The following is an 18,420-nucleotide window of genomic DNA, read 5'->3' on the forward strand; positions in this document are numbered from 1 at the left end:
AATCAATTGCAGATATAGTTATTACTAATATATTAATTACTGAAATACGCTTGAGCCTTACCGATTTCACTACGCAATTTTTCTTCATCAATAGTCAATAATTCTTTATTTTTCATAAGAACCTTGCCGGCTACAATCACTGTATTCGCATCAGAACTATTAGCTGAATATACAAGTGCAGCTATATCGTTATAACGAGGCATCCAATGCATACCAGATACATCATATAATACGATATCTGCTCTTTGGCCTACCGCAATTTTACCTAAGTCCTTATATCCAAGCGCTTTTGCGCCTTCTACAGTACCCATATCCCATGCAGCTTGTGCAGGAATCGCCTTAGGATTGTATAGTCGAGCCTTGTGTAGTGTAGCAGCCAAACGTACTTCTTCAAGCATATCTGCATTATTGTTTGATGCGGAACCATCAGTACCTAGACCTACGGTGATGCCTTTAGCTATCATTTCAGGAACAGGCGCAATACCACTGGCTAACTTTAAATTAGATTGTGGATTATGAGCTACGGCTACATGATTTTCAGCCATAATTGCCATATCTTCTTCTGTAACATGCACACAGTGTGCAGCCAAGGTAGTATTCCAGAACAAACCTAAATCATGCATATGAGCAATTGGTGTTTTACCTGTTGCTTTAATAACATTCTCCACTTCTCCTTTTGTTTCGGATAAGTGCATATGAATACCGCAATTTAGTTCATGAGATAAAGCAATCACCTTTTCCATATATGCATCTGGACATGTATAAGGTGCGTGTGGTCCTAAAAGAACTTTGATACGATCGTTATCAAATCCATTATAAGTACGGAACAAATCTGCATTTTCCACAAGAGCTTGATCAGCTGTAGGAGATACACCGGCAAGGCCACGAGATAATACGGCACGAATACCAGTTTCTTTCACTACGCCAGCAGTTGTATCCATAAAGAAATACATATCACTAAATGTAGTCGTACCAGAACGTAGCATTTCGGCAATGCCTAGCTGTGTGCCCCATTTAATAAGGTCATCATTTAGTTTAGCCTCTGTCGGCCAAATTGCAGTTTCCAGCCAGTCCATAAGCTCTAAATCATCTGCATAATTACGGAACAAGCCCATCGCAATATGAGTGTGTGTATTTACAAGACCAGGGGCGGCTAGTTGACCTTTTCCATCTAGCGTTTCCTTAGCTTGTACAGTTTTTACTTCTTCTGCAGTTAGAATGGACGTAATGTACCCATTTTCAATTTCAATAGCATGATTTGTTAATGTTCCTTTATCAGTAAGAACATCTACATTGGTAATTAATAAATCAGACATTATGCCTCCTTGCATAGATATAACCGAATCCTACTGGACTCGGCTAAAACACTTAGTATTCAAGATTATATTAGTTTACCTTAGTTAAGTAATCGATTTGATCTTGTGTTAACGCATCAAGATCATACCCCATGGAGTTTAATTTAAGCTTTGCAATCTCTGCATCTAATTCTTGAGGTAATACGAATACCTTTGGCTCCATATTTTTACCATTATGTAAAATATGTTCTGCAGCCAATGCTTGCATAGCAAAGGACAAGTCCATAATTTCAGCAGGATGACCATCGCCTGCTGCTAAGTTTACAAGGCGTCCTTCAGCCAATACATACAATTTACGGCCATCAGCCATTGTATAACCTTCAATATTTTGACGCACACGCTCATGGCTTACTGCTAAGTTTTCTAAATCCTGTACGTTAACTTCACAATCGAAATGACCTGCATTACAAAGGACAGCTTTATCTTTCATTACTTCGTAATGTTCTTTCACGATAACATCTTTACAACCTGTTACTGTACAGAAGATATCACCAATTTTAGCAGCCTCTACCATTGGTAATACTTTGAAACCATCAAATACAGCTTCGATAGCTTTAATAGGATCCACCTCTGTTACATATACATGTGCACCAAGGCCTTTTGCACGCATAGCAACGCCTTTACCACACCAACCATAACCAGCAACTACGACATTTTTACCTGTGACAGTAAGGTTAGTAGTACGCATGATGCCATCCCATACAGATTGACCAGTGCCATAGCGATTATCAAATAAGTATTTACAGTTGGAATCATTAACAGCAATCATAGGGAATGTCAATTGATTTGCATGTTCTAATGCATAAAGTCGATGTACACCTGTTGTGGTTTCTTCGCTACCACCTAATAAACGTTCTTTAGCATCTTGTCGTGTAGTGTGTAGTAAGTTTACAAGGTCCCCACCATCATCAATGATGATATGAGGTTTATGATCTAATGCTTTATGGAGGAACATAAAGTATTCTTCATCTGTACAATCATACCATGCATATACAGTAATACCCATATCTACTAAGCCAGCCGCCACATCATCTTGTGTGGAAAGCGGATTAGAACCTGTAACAATAACATCAGCACCGCCTCGTTGTAATACAGTTGCTAGATAGGCTGTTTTTGCTTCTAAGTGAACAGATACAACGATGGTTTGACCTTTGAAAGTTTGTTCTTTTTCAAAACGGTCACCTAGGCCATTCAATGTAGGCATAAAATTAGAAACCCAGTCAATTTTTTTGCGACCTTCCGCAGCTAGATTAATATCTTTAATTAAGGATTGCATACGTACTCCTTCATTTATAAATTAATAGATTATATACATGTTGATGAAAGAACTTTCTTTCAAAATCATTAAGTTCTATATAAATCCATTATGAAAGCTATTTAGCTTCAACAACAGATTGTAAACGAGCAATGGACTCTTGATAATCAGGTGTCAATACACCCTCCTCCGTAATGATGGCCGTAACCAAATCATGAGGTGTTATATCAAAAGCAGGATTTAATACATGAATGCCTGTAGGTGCAGATGGCACGCCTTGGAAAGCTAATACTTCATCATCAGTACGCATTTCAATAGGTATATCCTTACCATGTTTAAGAGTAAAATCAAATGTACTGTAAGGCGCAGCTACATAAAATGGAATATTATGGAATTTTGCAAGCACTGCTAATCCATAGGTACCAATTTTATTAGCTACATCACCCTGTGTTGTGATGCGGTCCGCACCGACAATAATGGCATCGATTAAGCCTTGTTGCATCGCATAAGCGGCCATATTGTCCGTTTCTAAGGTAACAGGAATTCCATCCTCATGAAGTTCAAAGGCTGTCAAACGAGCACCTTGCAATAATGGACGTGTTTCATCGGCGTAAACCATTTCCAATTGGCCTTGTTCATGTAATTTACGAATCACACCTAGTGCAGTACCTAATCCACCTGTTGCCAATGCACCAGCATTACAATGTGTTAAAATGCGTAAATGTTTCTTACCTACAAACAACGTTGCTCCATTAATTGCCATTCGTGTATTGAGTTCTACATCCTCTTTATGAATAGCGATAGCCTCTTTTGTGATGCGGTCCACCACTTCATTCATAGCGTCAAATTGACCGGCTTTGACAATAGCCATAACGCGATTAACAGCCCAGGCCAAATTAATAGCTGTTGGACGAGTTTCTTTTAACTCTTCACTCCACTCATAGAAAGCTGAAATTTGTTCAGAAAAAGGAGCTTCTAACCTATTCGCTTCATTAGCAGCTAAAATGAGACCATAACCAGCAGCTACACCGATGGCAGGCGCCCCACGTACGCGAAGCATCTTGATAGCCTCTGCAACTTGTCGCCAATCGGTGCAATGAATATATTCAACCTGTGTGGGCAGTTTTGTTTGATCTAATAAAACGAGTGCATCATTACACCATTCAATATTTTTCATGAGACCTCCCTCAATATTGTCATATCAAAATTGATAGAATCTCTTACAATTTAAACCCACCATACTCAGCCATACGATGATGTGCTGCATAGTCAGCAGCTATATCAATAGCTTCTATGGTTCCTAAAATGAGAGCTTTCAATTGAGATGCCATTTCTCCCATCATTTCTACCACTTCACCATGAGTAAGAGCGTTTTCAGAAATGCCAGCAGCGTAATTAGTAATCATTGAAATTGTGGTATACGCCATCTCTGCTTCGTTGGCAAGATTAACCTCCGGTACATTCGTCATCCCCACAGTATCCCCACCGAGCATATGGAACATCTTAATTTCTGCAGGTGTTTCAAAACGAGGGCCTTCCGTACATACATAAGTACCACCATTATGAATGGATAAATTATGTTCTTTACCAACAGTTTCGATGATTTCTCGAAGTTCAGGACAATATGGATTTGTTACGTCCAAATGTGCTACTGGACGATCGCCACCTTCATAGAATGTAGTAATGCGATTTTTTGTAAAATCAAGAAATTGGTCGGTCAATACAAAATGACTAGGCTCGAATTTCTTATTTAAAGATCCTACAGCAGTTGTAGAAATAATAAATTTAACACCTAGTTTTTTTAATCCCCAAATATTGGCACGATAATTAATTTTATGTGGAGGAATCGTATGGTCTTTACCATGACGAGCCACGAAAATTACAGTTTTACCTTTATATGTACCTTGTACATAATCAATTTCTCCATAAGGAGTCATCAAAGATTCTTCATGAATGTTTTCAAAGATGGACGGATCATATACACCAGTTCCACCAATAACACCGATTGCACTCATAGTTGCCTCCTATTAAAAATACTCTATTAATATATTTTCTCATATAATAAGAAAACAGGCTATAGGAAAAAGCCTATAACCTGTATATTTTATAGATAATTAACTAATTATAGTCATTTTATCTATCAATCATAAATATTTAGATAAATCTTATTGAATTAAACCTTTAGGCGCAAACATATCTTCTAATTCTTCTCTTGAAAAATGATATTTCTCATTGCAATAATGACATACGAGCTCTGTCGTTTCATCCTCAAGAAGTGCTTTTTTATCGTCTTCACGTAATGTCATAAGCACACCTGCAAAGCGATCACGGCTACATCGACATTTGAAAGATATAGGCTCATTATACACTTCATTAACGGTAAGGCCATCTAACACCTTTTCTACTAGGCCCTTACCATCTGGATAAGCCTTTAAATATTCTGTAACAGGACCCAACTCATTGATGTTCGTTTCCACCATAGCTAAGGCTTCATCGGTAGCATCTGGTAATGCTTGTACGATAAATCCACCAGCTACAACAGTATGATAATCAGGATATACAAGAACACCTAAACTAATAGTAGATGGCACCTGTTCAGATGTGTAGAGATAATACGCTAAATCCTCTGCTACTTCACCACTTTGAATTGGACTTGTAGATGTATAATCTTGTGCCAATTGGGTAAAACGCGTAACTTGTACTTCACCATTATGACCAACGGCAGCGCCCACATCAAGTTTGCCAGCATGCTTTAAAGGTACATCCACATGTGGCTCATCTACATAGCCACGAACTGTATTATCGGAAAATGCATCTACATGTACAACACCTAGTGGACCATCACCTTTAATACGAAGACTTACATTTTCATGGTTTTTAAAATCACCTGCTAGTAATATAGCACCTGTCATAGCACGACCTAATGCAGCTGTTGCTACAGGCCATAAATCATGACGTACACGCGCTGTTTCAACTGTATCTGTTGTAACAGCAATAGACATACGTACACCTTCTCGGGTAGTAAAACGTTTTATATAATCCATGCTATCATTCCTTATTTATACTTATTTAATTAAAATCATACTTTCAATACTGGTATATAGTATATCATGATATATTTACATTTTTCAATTATAGAGAATATATGTTCGTCTAGCTATTTGTTATATCAAAAGAACATATTTTCGATGTAATAAAAACACTCAGTACCATAAGATACTGAGTGTTTATTATGCAACTGTTAGATTTGATCAATAAGGTTAACCATTTCGATTGCACCCATAGCACAATCGTAACCTTTATTACCCGCTTTAGTGCCAGCACGTTCAATAGCTTGTTCAATATTTTCAGTTGTTACTACACCAAACATAACGGGAATACCTGTTTCTAAAGAAACATGAGCAATACCTTTAGCTACTTCATTACAAACATAATCATAATGTGTAGTGGCACCGCGAATAACTGCACCTACGCAGATTACTGCATCATAACGACCTGATAAAGCTACTTTTTTAGCAATTAAAGGAATTTCATATGCACCAGGAACCCAAATTACTGTGATATCCTCTTGTTTAACATCATGACGCAACAAACAATCTTCTGCGCCACCAATCAATTTAGATGTAATGAACTCATTAAAACGAGAACCAATAATAGCAAATTTCTTACCAGTACCAACCAAATTACCTTCTTGAACCATCATGTTATAGCCTCCTATGAAAGTTTACTGTGTATATATTAAATCAGGAAAGAAAATTTAGTCTTCTAACATATGACCCATTTTTTCTTCTTTTGTTTTTAAATAACCTGCATTAAATTTATTAGCCGCAATAATGAGGGGTACACGATTGTGTACATCAACACCCCAATGCTCTAAACCGTGACGTTTTTCAGGATTATTCGTTAATAAACGAATACTCTTGATGCCTAAGAATCGAATAATTTGAGCTGCTAATGAATATTCGCGCATATCTGCAGGGAAACCTAGTTGTTCATTAGCTTCTACGGTATCAAGACCTTGTTCTTGTAATGCATAGGCTTTAATTTTATTGGTTAAGCCAATACCACGACCTTCTTGACGCATATAGACTACAACGCCTTTTCCTTCTTTTTCGATGGCCCGCAATGCATGATCTAATTGTTCACCACAATCGCAGCGTTTAGATCCAAACACATCACCAGTTAAACATTCAGAGTGGATACGTACAAGTACATCATCACAATCTTGTACATCGCCTTTAACAATAGCTAAATGTTCTTTATAATCTAAGTCATTTTTAAATACGAAAATATTAAAGTCACCAAATTTAGTAGGCAATTTAGAACAAGCCCCTAATTCAACCATATCTTCATGCTGTTTACGATATTCAATAAGTTCCGCAACAGAAGCGATTTTTAAATCATGTTCCTTGGCGAATTCTACCAAATCCGGTAAACGTGCCATGTCGCCATCATCTTTAGTAATTTCACAAATAACAGCAGCCTCTTTCAGACCTGCAAGACGACAGAGATCTACGGATGCCTCTGTATGACCTTGGCGCACAAGAACGCCACCTTCTTTATATACTAATGGGAATACGTGACCAGGGCGGCGGAAATCTACAGGTTTTGCATTTGGATCCAATAATTGTTGAATTGTGTAAGCTCGTTCTGCTGGGGATACACCTGTTGTGGTATCTACATGGTCAACGGTAACAGTAAAGGCTGTTTCATGGTTATCCGTATTCTTAGTAACCATTACAGGGATGCCAAGACGCTCTAAATCCTCACGTTTCATCGGTGTACATACGATACCACGAGCATATTTAACAAAGAAATTAATGTTTTCTTGATTAGCAAATTCTGCAGCAATGATTAAATCACCTTCGTTTTCGCGACTTTCATCATCAACAATGATAACAGGTTTGCCAATTTTCATATCTTGAAGAACTTCTTCAATGGTGTTTAATGTATAATTCATGGAGACAACTCCTCCTTTTACATAAATCCATTCTCTACTAATAGAGATTCCATGGATTTTTGGGACTTACTTGTATGTGTAGGCGCATCTAATGTCATAAAATGACGAATATAACGGCCTGTAATATCTGTTTCTAAATTTACCTCTGTGCCAATCGACGCATGGCCTAGCACTGTTTCACTCAATGTATGCGGAATAATAGATACAGAAAAGGTCGATTCCGTTCTCTCCATAATCGTTAAGCTAATACCATCGATTGTAATGGATCCCTTATAAATAACGTAATCCATAATCGATTTTGGAGCAGAAATAGTGAAAACAATGGCATTATCTGTTCGTTTCATATTGACGATGCGGCCTGTACCATCCACATGACCAGCTACAATATGTCCGCCAAATCTGCCATTAGCAGCCATAGCACGTTCTAGATTAACTGGCTGATTCACCTTTAAATTTGTGAAAGTAGTCATACTAATGGATTCAGGCATAACATCGGCTGTAAATTGATAATTTCCAATCGTTGTAGCAGTTAAACAAACGCCATTAACCGCTACAGAATCGCCAATTTTTAAATCGTCAAAAATTGTATTGCCACCGATCGTCAATAATAAGGATTGGGCACCCTTTTTAACGCTTAGAATTTTGCCAACTTCTTCAACGATGCCTGTAAACATAGGAGCCCTCCCTTCCTAAACGATAGGATTCTATACGAATATTATTATCTAGTATTCGCGAACTAGCAAATTCGAGTGTAGGCGCCTCATGTAATGTAGCAAAACCGGTACCACCTACAGCAGCTGTACTATTCGCGCCTCCTATGACAAGATTGCCTATATAGGTAACAATTTTATCAAAGGCCAACGATTCAACAAAGGAACTGATAATAGTGGAACCACCTTCAACAAGCACTGATGTGTATTCTTGTTCCCCAAGATGTTCCAAACACGCTTGAATATCTATCTTCTTAATATCTATAGCTACATCGGTGGTACGTCCTTGACGCACCGATTTTGTTGGGAGTTCCTCTACAATCGCTCCAACATTAGCCAAAGCAATTCTACGCTGCTCTGGACAACCTTTCGCTACATAAATGATAACCTTACGATTTGGTATCGTAAATACCTTTGCATCCGTTGGCGTACGCCCCTGACTATCCAGAATAATAATATCTGGCTGATGCACCTCTAATGTATTATCTATCGAGACATCGTGTCTGTTGATAAGGGCTTCATATAATTCATCTCTAGTGAGCCTACAATTAAGCAATGGATCATCATCCAAGATGGTACCAATACCAACAAGCATCGCATCATGAGACGCTCGCAATATATGTCCGTCCTTACGGGAACTTTCATTCGTAATCCATTGAGATTGACCTGTGAAAGTAGCAATTTTACCATCTAGGGACATAGCACTTTTTATGGTTACAAACGGTTTATGTGTTTGAATAAATGTAAAGAAATGTTCATTCAACTGAATACATTCATCCACACATACATCTGTAGTTACCTCTATACCTGCCTCAGTAAGAATTTGAATGCCCTTACCAGCCACTAGTGGATTTGGATCGGTACTACCAATCACAACGCGAGCAATACCAGATTCTACGACACGCTTAGCACATGGCGGAGTCTTTCCATAATGAGCACAGGGCTCAAGGGTTACATATAAGGTAGCTCCCCTAGCATTGTCTCCCGCAACATCTAAAGCATGCACTTCCGCATGGGCCTCACCAGCCTTATGGTGATACCCTTCGCCCACTATTGTATTATTTTTAACTACGACGGCACCAACCAAAGGATTTGGCGATGTATGTCCAGTTGCCATTTTCGCTAGAGAAATGGCACGCTTCATATATAATTCGTCGTTCATCATAATACCTCAATAAAAAAAGGACTACATACATAGTCCTTGGGTCATCATATATACACATACAAAATATATGTGCTATTGTCTTTTCTCATCCAGACTCTACTGTCGGTATCGGAATTGCACCGATTCATGCCATATAGCTCGCGGACTATAACCGCCGGTAAGGAATTTCACCCATCCCCAAAGACTTATCATATTAATTTATATGTTTATAGTACCACTTTTATGATACTTTCGCAAGATTATACATTTGTATATGAGAAAACTTATTAATATACATCTCAATTATATAGCACATTTAGAAATTGAATTAATTTTGTGATGTATACAATATATTGTGATAAAAGTCACATAATATGCAATCATAAGATACTACTATTTATAGTATACAATGAATTATAATTTTTTAATAACATTGATTATCATATAGAGGTGATAATATGGCAAAAAAACGTATATCAGATGTACTCATAGAGGTATTAGCTAACGCAGGTATTGAAAGAATATATGGTATTACTGGGGATAGTTTAAACTCGGTAAACGATAGTTTACGTCGTAATGGGAAAATTCAATTTGAACACGTGCGCCACGAAGAATCTGCAGCATTCGCTGCTGGTGCAGAGGCTCTATTAACAGGTAAATTAACCGTATGTGCTGGTAGTTCTGGCCCTGGTAATCTCCATTTGATCAATGGTCTATTTGATTGTCATCGTAATCGTGTACCAGTGCTCGCTATTGCCTCTCATATTCCACTATCTGAAGTCGGTCTCAACTATTTCCAAGAAACACATCCAGAAAATTTATTTAAAGAGTGCTCTTGTTTCTGTGAACTCGTTTCTAATCCAAAGCAAATGCCTGAAATCCTATTCCGCGCCATGAATGCCGCAGTTGGCAATCGCGATGTAGCCGTAATCGTTCTACCTGGTGATGTGGCCGTTATGGAAACAGAAATTGATGAATTACCTACATGGCATGCGCCTAAATTGCCACGCGTAATTCCTCAATCAGAGGATATTCTTGAAATGGTCCAACATATAAACAATGGCAAACGCATTACACTTTTCTGTGGTGCTGGTTGTGCCGGTGCTCATGACGAAGTGGTTGAACTTGCTACTAAATTACAAGCCCCTGTTGTACATGCTTTCAGAGGCAAAGAATGGGTTGAGTGGGATAATCCTTATGATGTGGGCATGACAGGTTTGCTTGGTTATACATCCGGTTACCGTGCTATTGAGCAATGCGATACACTAATCATGCTAGGTACCGATTTCCCTTATCGTCCATTCTATCCTGAAAATGCTAAGGTAATTCAAGTAGATATTAATCCATCCGCTCTTGGGGCACGCGTTCCACTAACACAAGGTATCATCGGTTCTGTAAAAGATACATTACACGAACTACTCCCTCACCTTACACAACGAGATGATACAGAATTCATCGATACCGTTCGTAAAACATACACTAAATTCCGCAATGATTTGGACAGCTATGCCGCTGCTGAACCTGATGGCGTAGCAATTCACCCTCAATATTTCGTAAATCGCCTTAATAAATTGGCTGCTGATGATGCCATCTTTACATTCGATGTGGGCACCCCTGTTATCTGGACAGCACGCCATATCAAAACGAATGGTAAACGTCGTATCATTGGCTCCTACAACCACGGTTCCATGGCCAATGCAATGATGCATGCAATAGGCGCTCAAAATGCATGTCCAAATCGCCAAGTTATCTCCCTTTCTGGAGACGGCGGTTTTACAATGATGATGGGTGAAATGTTGTCATTAAAACAATTAAATCTTCCTGTGAAAGTATTCGTATTTAACAATGAAGAACTTAGCTTTATCGCCATGGAAATGAAAGCTTCTGGTTACCTTGATTATGCTACAGACTTCGTAAATCCTGATTTTGGTAAACTTGCTGAGGCAGCTGGCATCAAAGGTATTAGCATTACAAACTCTAGCGAAGTAGATGAAAAAATCAAGGAAGCTCTAAACTATAATGAAGGTCCTGTTATTATCAATGTTCGTGTAGATAAACAAGAACTTGCTATGCCTCCAAAAATTGCATACCAACAAGCAAAAGGATTTAGTAAATACCTGATCAACGCCATCCTTGATGGCCGTGGTACAGAACTAAAAGAAATGGCTAAAACTAACTGGATGAAATATAAATCCTTATACTAAAATCTGCCAAAATAATTAAACTGCAAAACTCTCAAAAAAAAGGTGTCATCAAACGATGACACCTTTTAAATTTATTAGCCAAACAGCGACATTTGTTCGTCTTCTGGCAAATCTCCACAGCATTTTAGTTCTTTCATCGTTTCAATGATGGTAGCAGATACCTTACAACGACGTTGTAAGTCTTTTAACGATGTAAATGGTTTTGCTTCTCGTTCTTCTACAATCGCATCAGCAACGGTTTCACCAAGGGAGTCAATGGCCAAGAATGGCGGCAACAATGCGCCGTCCTTAATGCTAAATCGGCGAGCACCGGAATGTTGAATATCTACGTTTATAAAACGATAACCCCGTTGATACATTTCCATGGATACCTCTAAGGCGGACATCAAATCCTTTTCCTTAGGGCTGGCACCACGGTCAAGAGCTTTAATTCGATTAAATTCTTTCAATTGTGTATTCAAATCACCGGTCATGATCCGTAAATCAAAGGCTTTAGCACGAATTGAGAAATACGCTGCATAGAATGCCAACGGATGATATACCTTAAACCACGCAATACGGAAGGCCATCATAACATAAGCAACGGCATGGGCACGTGGGAATAGATAGGATATCTTTTTACAAGACTCAATAAACCATTCAGGAATATTATTTTCTCGCATTTCTTTTTCAAATTCCGTAGTCGCTTGGCCTTGTTTATTTCTCTTTTCAATGCCCTTCCCTTTACGAACATTTTCCATGACGAAGAAACTGTTTTTCTTATTCATGCCACGATGAATCAAAAAGTTCATTACGTCATCACGAGTAGAAATAGCTTCGTTCAATTTACAAGTACCATTTTTAATGAGTTCCTGTGCATTATCGAGCCATACATTCGTACCGTGGGAGAAACCGGAAATACGAACTAAATCAGAGAATGTTTGAGGTCTAGAATCTTCTAACATGCCCCGTACAAATTTCGTACCACATTCCGGTACAGCAAGGCTGGCTACTTGGTCACCTTGTAACTGTTCAGGAGTCAATCCAATACCCTCAGTTGATGAGAATAAACTGAGCGTTCTAGGATCATCAAAGGGAATTGTTTTTGCATCGATACCTGTCAAATCCTCTAACATACGGATAATGGTAGGATCATCATGGCCCAGAATATCGAGTTTTGTCATACGCCCTTCAATAGAGTGATAATCAAAGTGAGTGGTCAATACGCCACTCTCTTTTTTGTTGGCCGGATGTTGAATCGGTGTAAAATGGTGCACATCCATATCACGAGGACAAACCATAATGCCACCTGGATGTTGGCCTGTCGTATTTTTTACATTTGTAAAACCTTTTGCGAGGTGCTCAAGGAATCCACTGCGAGCCTGAATATTTCTTAGCTCTGCATATTTCTTTACATACCCAAATGCAGTCTTATCTGCAATGGTACCAATAGTACCGGCTTTAAATACATTATCACGACCGAACAATTCTTCTGTGTACTTATGAGCCTTCGCTTGGTAGTCACCAGAGAAATTCAAATCGATATCTGGAACCTTATCGCCTTCGAAACCAAGGAAGATAGCAAACGGAATGTCATGACCATTCGTTTGTAATGGATGACCGCAATTAGGACAGTCACGACGCGGTAAATCGAATCCACCGGCGTATTCACCATTTTCATAAAATTCCGACCACTTACATTCAGGGCAAATATAATGCGGTGGCAATGGATTAACCTCTGTAATCTCCGACATGGTAGCAGCAAAGGACGAACCTACAGAACCACGAGAACCTACGAGATAGCCATCATCTAGCGATTTTTTTACCAGCTTATGAGCGATATAGTAAAGCACGCCATAACCATTGCTGATGATACAGTCGAGCTCATAATCTAGGCGTTCTTGTACAACACGAGGCAATGGATCACCATAAATCTTCTTCGCATTTACATAACACATTTCTGTGAAAGCTTCATCGGCCCCTTCGATTTTAGGTGAATATGTGCCATCTGGCACTGGTTTAATGTCTTCAATACTATCGTTTATGGCACGTGTATTCGCAACAACAACCTCATAGGCCTTTTCTTCACTCAAATATGGGAATGAAGCTAACATTTCATCAGTAGTACGCAAATGTAAATCTGGTTGTTCATCCGCATCAGGGAACCCACAAGCTGTCAACATAATCTCACGATATATCTTTTCCTCTGGTGTTAAATAATGAACGTCACAGGTAGCACATACACGTTTATTGAGGGCTTCGCCCAATTCAATAACCGTCTTATTCATATCGATCAGAGCTTGTTCATCTGGTACGATACCCTTGCGAATTAAGAATGTATTGTTGGTATGTGGTTGAATTTCAAGGTAATCATAGAATGATGCAATCGTTAATAGCTCTTCTTTAGAAGCCCCCTTAACAATAGCCTGCATCAATTCACCTGCTTCACAGGCAGACCCTATAAGAATACCTTCACGATGCTCTTCAATGATAGAACGAGGCAATCGAGGTCTCCGTTTATAGTATTCCAAATGGGATATGGAAATCATTTTATACAGATTACGTAAGCCCACCATATTTTGAGCTAACAAAATAATGTGATAACGAGGCGCCTCATCTTTTCGTTTTACAACGTCTAAGGATAATTCTTTTTCTAAATCCGCATCATCAACGAGATAGCCTTCAACGCCATAAATAACCTTAACACCAAGTTCTTTACCAAGTGCTTGTGCTTCAGGAAAGGCTTGTACAACACCATGGTCCGTAATAGCAACCGCAGGATGGCCCCACTTTTTGACAGTTTTAAATAAATCCTTAATCGATACGAGTGCATCTTTATCACTCATCTTAGTATGGAGATGAAGCTCAACACGAGAATCTGGTCTGTCTTCTGTCCGTTCATTTGTATTGTCTTCTTCGATAGCTTCGATACTACGTATAGATAAAATATAGTCCTTATCAAATCGATCATCAAAGTTGACACTACCTTGAACACGAACCTTTTGCAATTTCTTTAATTGCTTTAATAAGGCATCCCCTTCTTCTGGACTATTCGTAAATTTGATAAACTTCATACTGTTCGTATCATCTACGATGCTACCATTTACGATACTTTTACCAGTCCTAGTATCGCGTTTATCAAGGCCAACGAACACACCTTCAAAAATAACACTTGGTGTTTCTACAGTGCCCATAATGCTCGAAGTCGTACCCTCAATGCGTGGACCTAAAATCATACCCTCATCAGTAGGTGCATCCTTAGGTGCGCGTTGTGGATATTTCTTACCACCTTTGTGTTGATGTCCGCTATTAGCTGAAGATGTAGATGATGAGCTACTAGATACAGATGGATTTCTTGTAGTTACAGACTCATACGATGTGGGGTCTGGATTAAAATAGTCCAATTCTACCGCATCCATAAATGGTACAAACTCATCTGCATAATCAATTTCGTCATCATTGTTGCCAGCAAAAGATTTTCCCCGTTCTGGCATATTCTCTTCTTCTAATTTTTGACGACGTGCTTCTATATCTTCAATAAATTCACCTACACCACAACCACCGGCATAGTAGTATGGTGCAAATTCTTCATCATCGTCAACTACCTTCCATGCAAAGCAGCAAGATGTAGTTGCATTGGTAGGAATAGTATCAAAGGAAATATTTTTTTCTTTATACCAAGCAGCTAATCGTTCTTGTAATGATACTAATGTTTTAAATGCTGAATCTGCTGCTTGTATGGTTACCTGTTTATCATCACAATTCACATAGAAAGCAGGTTTACTATTCTGTTTTGGTACTACTCGATAACGTACTTTCATTTTTATCCCTTATACCCACAATAGGTCAAACATAAATCCCTAAAACGCCACATATCCCCTTTGCTTGTGCGACTATCTAATATTACCTCATATAATCCTTTTAAGAGTACTTTCAATGCTGTAATAGATATACGAGAACTAGCTTCGTAAGCTAATTTTATAGGATATGGTTTTAAGGTTGACCCATTTTCTTTACAAAAATTTTCTACCTGTTTAGCTGTCATACCTGCAGCACGACATTCGCTTACCAATAATTGGAGCCGCAACTGTCCTTCGATATAGCCCATAGCACGATCGATTTCTTTATAGCTAAACATAAACGGAAATAATTCTAATAAGGTATTCACATCTTGTTTTAATAAAGCTTCTTTAAAGGTAAAGATATTTTTAGCTCCATAATTACTGCTATGTTCCATTAAAAAGGATTTATCTATTTTCTTATGATTACCTAATAACAGAAAATATCTATCAAACTCGGTACGCATAAATGCTACAGGAACATCTTGCCATAACTGTAATAGCTGTGATAAATAATCATATCCGTCAGGCGTCAATGTAAATCCATTAGAAGTGCAATAATGACGGATCCACATTAATAAATCATCCCCCTCTAACCGTTTACACTCCTTATGTGGAATAGAATCTAATATCTTTTTATTTTGTTTTAATCGTTTATCCACCATATCGTGATAGATAATAAGTACTGGATTATCACCGGTATAATTCATCAGTAAATCGGCCAGTGCATCCCATTCTTGACTCTCTTTTTGGCCTGCTTTTTTCAAGATAGGTAAATTGATGAGACAAAATACCTTAGCATCGCCAAATAATGAATCCTCCATCAATTGTTCTGATATTTTAGAAGGACCTGCTTCATCATGCAACACGCGCACATCTAGATTTTTATGAGATAAGAAAAACTTTTGTTTCTCTTCTTCTATAAGTTGTGGTTCATTACCATAAATTAGATATACTTGATTCATCGCCAGTCCTCCTTTCATAATCGATAGTCCGGAATATATTGATAGCCCCATAAATGAACATGTTCTGCATCGGGATCAAGGTCTCGCATCGCTCCGCGAGGCATGCTAACAAGCACGGGATGATTCAAATGTAATGCTACAATTTGATTCACCATATACGACTGAGAGGTAATCAAAATAGTGTTCCTCATATCATTTAATTGTAGTTTTTTTTCACCATTTTGTCTATTATAGACCATCACAGACGATATATCATTTTTGTATAAAACAGTATTTTTGCCCGTCGATTGAAATCGTTGAACATGAGCATTTTTTAATGGAATACCAAAACTTTGGAGTCCATTTCTTACGCGAATTTCACTAGCTTTTATAGGAATAGCATCAGGCGTATCAATATATACCATAGCAATTTTTTCATAAGGCTTAACAATAAGAAATGCATTTGACTGTTTCATAGGTATAATATGCAAAATTGTTTCATTCCTATATAAGATGCCACTATAAGCTATAGCAATTATGCCAATTCCCATAAGTACAATTCCTTTTGTGAAAGTTCTAAATTTAAGCTTTAATGAGACTAGGTTAATATATAGTAATCCCACACATCCATAGTATAACACCCCTAATGTGGCAGAAATGGTACCTATCCACCATAGACATATAGAACTGTTAGCGAGATGCGCATTTACATATAAACAGATAGTTAATATCCAGTCGATTACGTTCCACACCATACCTATTGGTATAAGTAAGGATATTATGGTACAACCAAATAACATAACAATGGCTATATCAAGTAAAGGTGTAATAATAATAGCTGCAAAAAGACTGGTTAAACTCAAATAGTGAAAATAATAGAGCTGGAACGGTATCAATAAAAGCTGTGCACTGATGCAGAGTACTAGTGGAGCTTTCACAATCGGTGGCAATACTGTAATCCATCGATATAATGGCATGCCAAATAATAAGAGCCCATAGGTAGCTCCAAAGGATAGTTGAAAGCTCACATCTAATAACAGTAGTGGGTCATACAGTAAAAATAGTATAGCTGTAATTGCTAAACCTTGTTTTGCCGTATACATGCGCCCCTTTATATACGCTAAAGCGAGCCATATTCCCATGATGGTTGAACGCACCACAGGCGCACTAAGTCCAACTAGAATACAATAGAAAACTGACAATACAATACCACCAATCATGGCATACCGTTTTTTGATGGTACATAATCTACAAATTCCATATACAATTGAAAATAATAGCGCAATATGAGATCCCGAAATAGATAGAATATGAATAATACCTGTATATCCAAATTGCCGCAATACATCTTCGCCCAATTCGCCATAATGGCCGCCTAGAACTAAAGAAACACCAAGCCATTTAGTCTTATCAGATAGGTATCTCTGCATCAACGTTTCAACAGTACTGCGTATATGTCCAATTATGTGAAGATACTGTTGATAGTATCCTACATAAGAGGCCAACTTATACGGCTGTAACGTATGTATATCTACTATCTTATACGTCCCCTCAAATATAGATGCCATTTCTCCGTTGCGGATGGCCTTATTTCTTCTATCAATGGTGCCCCGTTCTTCTGTTAAATACAATTTCTTAGGTGTGCCATTGACGATGATGGTGTCCCCCATATGAATAGGCGAGGATTTCTCTTCAATGGTTACCTTAATATGACCATCCGCCTTAATATGAAGGCCTTTTGCCGTATCCTTATGTGGCTCTAATCCAAGCAACATCGCACTGAAGGTTTTATATTTCTTTTCTTCAATTACCGTTGTCTCTACAGGAGAATCCACGAGTAAAGCATACTCTCCTTCTTGTGATATATAAAATTTTGTATGCCCCACATAATGATTAATTTCACGATTAACATGTATATAAGTTGCAATACCTAAGCCACAGGATACTAAAATAGTTACTAGGATATATGTACACGACAAAGATGTATATAATCTATACCGTATGATAGATTTTATAAAGGTATATAGTAA

Annotated in this window: 13 protein-coding genes and 1 riboswitch; of the genes, 1 reads left to right on the forward strand and 12 read right to left on the reverse strand. The window is 38.1% G+C overall.

What is annotated here, in order from left to right:
- Positions 1 to 32: 32 nt before the first annotated feature.
- From VTHSUH11_RS07695 to ribD, 9 genes are all read right to left on the reverse strand, one after another.
- Entirely contained in the window at positions 33 to 1,316 is a 1,284-nt protein-coding gene (locus VTHSUH11_RS07695) for an amidohydrolase (RefSeq protein ID WP_105093228.1), read from the reverse strand.
- A 70-nt stretch (positions 1,317 to 1,386) separates the two neighbouring features.
- On the reverse strand, positions 1,387 to 2,631 hold the full coding sequence (locus VTHSUH11_RS07700; RefSeq protein ID WP_105093229.1) for an adenosylhomocysteinase: 1,245 nt from the start codon (positions 2,629 to 2,631) through the stop codon (positions 1,387 to 1,389).
- Between the two features lie 97 nt (positions 2,632 to 2,728).
- Entirely contained in the window at positions 2,729 to 3,787 is a 1,059-nt protein-coding gene (gene mtnA, locus VTHSUH11_RS07705; protein WP_105093230.1) for an S-methyl-5-thioribose-1-phosphate isomerase, read from the reverse strand.
- A 43-nt stretch (positions 3,788 to 3,830) separates the two neighbouring features.
- The gene (mtnP, locus tag VTHSUH11_RS07710) at positions 3,831 to 4,625 is read right to left on the reverse strand and encodes an S-methyl-5'-thioadenosine phosphorylase (protein ID WP_105093231.1); all 795 of its coding nucleotides are present in this window, start codon (positions 4,623 to 4,625) and stop codon (positions 3,831 to 3,833) included.
- Positions 4,626 to 4,775: 150 nt separating this feature from the next.
- Positions 4,776 to 5,654, reverse strand: a complete 879-nt coding sequence (gene hslO, locus VTHSUH11_RS07715) for an Hsp33 family molecular chaperone HslO (RefSeq protein ID WP_105093232.1) — start codon at positions 5,652 to 5,654, stop codon at positions 4,776 to 4,778.
- Between the two features lie 197 nt (positions 5,655 to 5,851).
- Complete coding sequence (gene ribH, locus VTHSUH11_RS07720) at positions 5,852 to 6,313, reverse strand: 6,7-dimethyl-8-ribityllumazine synthase (protein WP_105093233.1); 462 nt, start codon at positions 6,311 to 6,313, stop codon at positions 5,852 to 5,854.
- A 54-nt stretch (positions 6,314 to 6,367) separates the two neighbouring features.
- Positions 6,368 to 7,570: a bifunctional 3,4-dihydroxy-2-butanone-4-phosphate synthase/GTP cyclohydrolase II gene (locus tag VTHSUH11_RS07725; protein WP_105093234.1), complete on the reverse strand. Its 1,203-nt coding sequence runs from the start codon at positions 7,568 to 7,570 to the stop codon at positions 6,368 to 6,370.
- A gap of 17 nt (positions 7,571 to 7,587) precedes the next feature.
- Positions 7,588 to 8,244: a riboflavin synthase gene (locus tag VTHSUH11_RS07730; protein WP_105093235.1), complete on the reverse strand. Its 657-nt coding sequence runs from the start codon at positions 8,242 to 8,244 to the stop codon at positions 7,588 to 7,590.
- On the reverse strand, positions 8,225 to 9,445 hold the full coding sequence (gene ribD / locus VTHSUH11_RS07735; RefSeq protein WP_105093236.1) for a bifunctional diaminohydroxyphosphoribosylaminopyrimidine deaminase/5-amino-6-(5-phosphoribosylamino)uracil reductase RibD: 1,221 nt from the start codon (positions 9,443 to 9,445) through the stop codon (positions 8,225 to 8,227). Before ribD ends, VTHSUH11_RS07730 begins: the two co-directional genes overlap by 20 nt.
- A 73-nt stretch (positions 9,446 to 9,518) precedes the next feature.
- Positions 9,519 to 9,634, reverse strand: a riboswitch (FMN riboswitch).
- A gap of 248 nt (positions 9,635 to 9,882) precedes the next feature.
- Between ribD and poxB the strand changes: the two genes are divergently transcribed.
- Positions 9,883 to 11,628, forward strand: coding sequence for a ubiquinone-dependent pyruvate dehydrogenase (gene poxB, locus VTHSUH11_RS07740; protein ID WP_105093237.1), 1,746 nt, complete (start codon positions 9,883 to 9,885; stop codon positions 11,626 to 11,628).
- A 74-nt stretch (positions 11,629 to 11,702) separates the two neighbouring features.
- Here poxB and VTHSUH11_RS07745 read toward each other — a convergent pair whose 3' ends face one another.
- Genes VTHSUH11_RS07745 through VTHSUH11_RS07755 form a run of 3 tightly spaced genes read right to left on the reverse strand, consistent with a single transcriptional unit; the run spans position 11,703 to position 18,225 of the window.
- Positions 11,703 to 15,428, reverse strand: coding sequence for a PolC-type DNA polymerase III (locus tag VTHSUH11_RS07745; protein ID WP_105093238.1), 3,726 nt, complete (start codon positions 15,426 to 15,428; stop codon positions 11,703 to 11,705).
- A gap of 2 nt (positions 15,429 to 15,430) precedes the next feature.
- Positions 15,431 to 16,411 (reverse strand): DNA polymerase III subunit delta, encoded by a 981-nt coding sequence (gene holA, locus VTHSUH11_RS07750; RefSeq protein ID WP_105093239.1) that lies wholly within the window; start codon positions 16,409 to 16,411, stop codon positions 15,431 to 15,433.
- A 14-nt stretch (positions 16,412 to 16,425) separates the two neighbouring features.
- Positions 16,426 to 18,225 (reverse strand): ComEC/Rec2 family competence protein, encoded by a 1,800-nt coding sequence (locus VTHSUH11_RS07755; RefSeq protein WP_244900002.1) that lies wholly within the window; start codon positions 18,223 to 18,225, stop codon positions 16,426 to 16,428.
- Positions 18,226 to 18,420 lie beyond the last annotated feature (195 nt).

It is taken from the genome of Veillonella tobetsuensis, from assembly GCF_002959935.1.
Taxonomy (GTDB): Bacteria; Bacillota; Negativicutes; order Veillonellales; family Veillonellaceae; genus Veillonella; species Veillonella tobetsuensis.